Genomic DNA, 3,535 nt, shown 5'->3' on the forward strand with positions numbered 1-3,535 from the left:
TATAGCAATTACAAATCTACCGTATCCACAATGCTGACGTGCAGGCGTACGTCGATGTTGCCGCGTGTGGCGTTGGAGTAGGGGCAGATTTCGTGGGCTTTTTTGACTAAGGCAATCGCTGCGTCTTTGTCCAAGCCGCGTACTTCGACGTCCAAATCGATATCCAAGCTGAAGCCGCCTTGTGCGTTTTGGCCGATACCGACGGCGGCGGTGGTTTTATGCGACACGCCTTCCGGCTTTTGCGCTTGGCGGACGTGAATCAGCGCGTTGTCGAAACAGGAGGCGTAGCCCATGGCGAAGAGTTGCTCGGGATTGGCGCCGGTTTTGCCGCTTTCGTTGTTGAAGCCGACCAGATCCAAGGCCAGAGAGTTGTCGTCGAGTGATACGCGGCCGTCACGGCCGCCGACTGATGTGGCGCTGGTTTTGTAGAAGATTTTCATGATGGATTTCCTTTGTTTTGGTTAGTTGGGATAATTAAATCGTATTCGATTTAATCTTGTGCGTATTTTACACCTAGGTTTTTTGTTGTCAATGATTTTTTGAAAAAATCGAATGCGATATAATATAAAAAATAAATAACCATGCTTGGAGACTTTTGCAAAAAGTGTAAGTCCCGATGCCGTCATTAGCTTCGCAAGTCCGCTTCGCTTCCCCCGCGCAGCTAATGACGGCTGGGAAGTCTTAAATATTTTGAAAAGTCTTAGATAACAGGAAACCATCATGACCGCACACACCGCGCTGCCGCCGCTGCAAGACTTTATGTGTTTTGCCACTTATACCGCCAACCTGGCTTTCGGCAAGGCCTACAAGCCCTATCTGGGCAAAATCGGGCTGACCTACACGCAATGGATTGCGCTGGTGGCTTTGGGCGAGGAAGACAATCAAACGGTCAACCAGCTCGGCAGGAAGCTGTTTCTCGCTTCCAATACGCTGACGCCGTTATTGAAGGGCATGGAGCAGCAGGGCTGGCTGGTGCGCGAGCGTTCCAAAGAAGACGAGCGCCGCGTGGTGGTGAATCTGACCGGAGCGGGCAGGGCGAAGCTGGCGGAAAGCCAATCATGTATCGGCATTTTTCAGGATTGCGGCTTGAGCATGGAAGAAACCGCCGCCTTGCAGAAAGCGGTATCGAAATTGCGGGATAATTTATTGGCCGGTCTGGAGGATAAACGGGAGGCGGCTGAAGCCGTCGAAAATCAGCCTAGGATTGAATAGGCCGTCTGAAAAAGTGGACGGGCGGCGGGCTTTGTTTTAAGCTCCAGCAGTATGGAAAACATGAAGGAGCCATCAGCATGACGCTGCCTGTATTGGCCGTAACCTCCGGCGAGCCTGCCGGTATCGGGCCGGATATTTGTTTGGATTTGGCATTTGCCGGGCTGCCCTGCCGGCCGGTGGTGCTGGGCGACCGGGATTTGCTGCGCGCGCGGGCGGCGGCTTTGGGCAAGGCGGTGCAGATTGTGGATTTCGACCCGGATAGTCCGCATCATGAAGCAGGCGTGCTGGAAGTGCGGCATGTGCCGCTGCGCGTGCCGTGTGAGGCGGGGAGGTTGGCGTCGGAGAATGCGGCCTATGTTTTGGAACTGCTGGATACGGCGTATCAAGGTATTTCAGACGGCCTGTTTGCGGCCATGGTAACGGCGCCGCTGCATAAAGGCATCATCAACGACGGCTTGCCCGACGGCGGTTTTTTCAGCGGCCATACCGAATATCTGGCGGATAAAAGCAGCACGGATCAGGTGGTGATGATGCTGGCGGGCGGCGGCTTGCGCGTGGCGCTGGCGACAACACATCTACCGCTGAAAGACGTGTCTGCCGTGTTGACGCAGCCGCTGCTGGAATCGGTGGCGCGGATTGTGCACGCGGATTTGCGCGACAAATTCGGCATCGCCGCGCCGAGAATTTTGGTAACGGGGCTGAACCCGCACGCGGGGGAGGGCGGCCATTTGGGGCGGGAAGAAATCGATGTGGTCATCCCCGCGCTGGAAACGCTGCAAGCCGAAGGGCTGGACGTGCGCGGTCCGTACCCTGCCGATACCGTGTTCCAGCCGTTTTTGCTGAAAGAGGCGGACGCGGTGCTGGCGATGTATCACGACCAGGGGCTGCCGGTATTGAAATATGCCTCGTTCGGGCGGGGCGTAAACGTAACGTTGGGGCTGCCCTTTGTCCGCACCTCGGTGGACCACGGCACGGCGCTGGATTTGGCGGCTACGGGCAAGGCCGATTCGGGCAGCCTGATTGTGGCGGTGGAAACCGCGCTGGAGATGACGGGCAGCTGCCGCGCGGCGCAAGCCGTCTGAATTTCGGCATTTTATGATTTTTCAGACGGCCTGTTTGCCGTATATGGGCGCGTAGGCCGTCTGAAAAATCGATTGCAAACCGCTTTCGGCCTGTTTTCAGACGGCTGCGGGCAATCGCGGAAAAACGGAAAGTGTGAATATGACAGACAAAATCAGCGGCGGGCAAAACACGGAAAGCCCGCAATGGGAGCGCGATACCTTGCGCGAAGTATTGCTGGAAGCGTATCGCGACCGCCGCCGCGCGCGCTTTTGGCGCAATGTGTGGCGGGTGGTCGGGCTGGCGGTGTTTTTGGCGTTTCTGGTCGGGCTGTTTGGCAGCAGCGGCCAGCCTGCGGCCTTGAAATCCGCTTCGCCGCATACTGCGGTGGTGGAATTGAGCGGCGCGATCGGCGGCGGCTATGAAGACCAAGTGAAAATGCTGCGCGACAGTATGCAGGCGGCGTATGACAGCGGCCAGGCCAAAGCCATTGTGATACGCGCCAACAGCCCGGGTGGCTCGCCGGTGGTGTCGAATACCGCGTTCAACGAAATCCGCCGCCTCAAAGCGCAGTATCCGGATGTGCCCGTGTATGTAGTGGCCGAAGATATGTGCGCGTCGGGCTGCTATTACATCGCGGCGGCGGCCGACAAGATTTATGCCGACCCGTCGAGCATCATCGGCAGCATCGGCGTGATTGGCGGCGGCTTTGATGTAACGGGGCTGATGGAGAAAGTCGGGGTCAAACGCCGTCTGAAAACCGCAGGCAGCAATAAAGGCATGGGCGATCCGTTTACGCCGGAAACGCCGGAGCAGGCCGCAATCTGGACGCAGCTGCTCGACGATATCCACGGGGAATTTATCCGCGCGGTCAAAACCGGCCGGGGCGAGCGTTTGAAAGAAAAAGAATATCCCGATGTATTCAGCGGCCGCATCTACACCGGCGCGCAAGCCGAGCAGGTCGGCCTGATTGACGGCTTCGGCAGCGTGTACAGCGTGGCGCGGGATGTGGTGAAAGCGCCGGAGTTGGTGAACTATACGCCGGAAGAGGATTTGGGCAGGCTCTTGAGCCGCAGGCTGGGCGCGGAAATCCGCGCAGGCTTGGAAGCGGCCGCCGCCAGACTTTGGTAGGCCGGGCCGCAGACAAACAGCCCGCAGGGCAGGGGAAACGCAGGTTTCCGCCGCGCCTTGCGGGCTGTTGTTATGGGAAAAACGGAGTGAGTAGGACTTTAGGGGCGGAACAATACCGCATGATATAGTCGAA

Annotated in this window: 4 protein-coding genes; 3 read left to right on the top strand and 1 reads right to left on the bottom strand. The window is 57.7% G+C overall.

The genetic code is table 11. The annotated features are described in order from the left end of the window. Positions 1–8 precede the first annotated feature (8 nt). On the bottom strand, positions 9–440 hold the full coding sequence (locus BDE01S_RS09205) for an organic hydroperoxide resistance protein (RefSeq protein WP_066080589.1): 432 nt from the start codon (positions 438–440) through the stop codon (positions 9–11). 280 nt (positions 441–720) lie between these two features. Here BDE01S_RS09205 and BDE01S_RS09210 point away from each other — a divergent pair, with 280 nt between their 5' ends. From BDE01S_RS09210 to BDE01S_RS09220, 3 genes are all read left to right on the top strand, one after another. Then, on the top strand, positions 721–1,212 hold the full coding sequence (locus tag BDE01S_RS09210) for a MarR family winged helix-turn-helix transcriptional regulator (RefSeq protein ID WP_066080592.1): 492 nt from the start codon (positions 721–723) through the stop codon (positions 1,210–1,212). 77 nt (positions 1,213–1,289) lie between these two features. After that, positions 1,290–2,294 carry a 4-hydroxythreonine-4-phosphate dehydrogenase PdxA gene (gene pdxA / locus BDE01S_RS09215; protein WP_066080594.1) on the top strand — a complete coding sequence of 335 codons (1,005 nt, stop codon included), beginning with the start codon at positions 1,290–1,292 and terminating at the stop codon, positions 2,292–2,294. Positions 2,295–2,433: 139 nt separating this feature from the next. Further along, positions 2,434–3,402 carry a S49 family peptidase gene (locus BDE01S_RS09220; RefSeq protein WP_066080597.1) on the top strand — a complete coding sequence of 323 codons (969 nt, stop codon included), beginning with the start codon at positions 2,434–2,436 and terminating at the stop codon, positions 3,400–3,402. Positions 3,403–3,535 lie beyond the last annotated feature (133 nt).

Origin of the sequence: Bergeriella denitrificans NBRC 102155 (assembly GCF_001592185.1) — a bacterium.
Classification (GTDB): domain Bacteria; phylum Pseudomonadota; class Gammaproteobacteria; order Burkholderiales; family Neisseriaceae; genus Neisseria; species Neisseria denitrificans.

Excerpts from the sequence above, each read along its gene's own strand:
- BDE01S_RS09210 (WP_066080592.1), top strand. The coding sequence starts at position 721 with ATGACCGCACACACCGCGCTGCCGCCGCTGCAAGACTTTATGTGTTTT.
- BDE01S_RS09220 (WP_066080597.1), top strand. The coding sequence starts at position 2,434 with ATGACAGACAAAATCAGCGGCGGGCAAAACACGGAAAGCCCGCAATGG.
- pdxA (WP_066080594.1), top strand. The coding sequence starts at position 1,290 with ATGACGCTGCCTGTATTGGCCGTAACCTCCGGCGAGCCTGCCGGTATC.
- BDE01S_RS09205 (WP_066080589.1), bottom strand. The coding sequence starts at position 440 with ATGAAAATCTTCTACAAAACCAGCGCCACATCAGTCGGCGGCCGTGAC.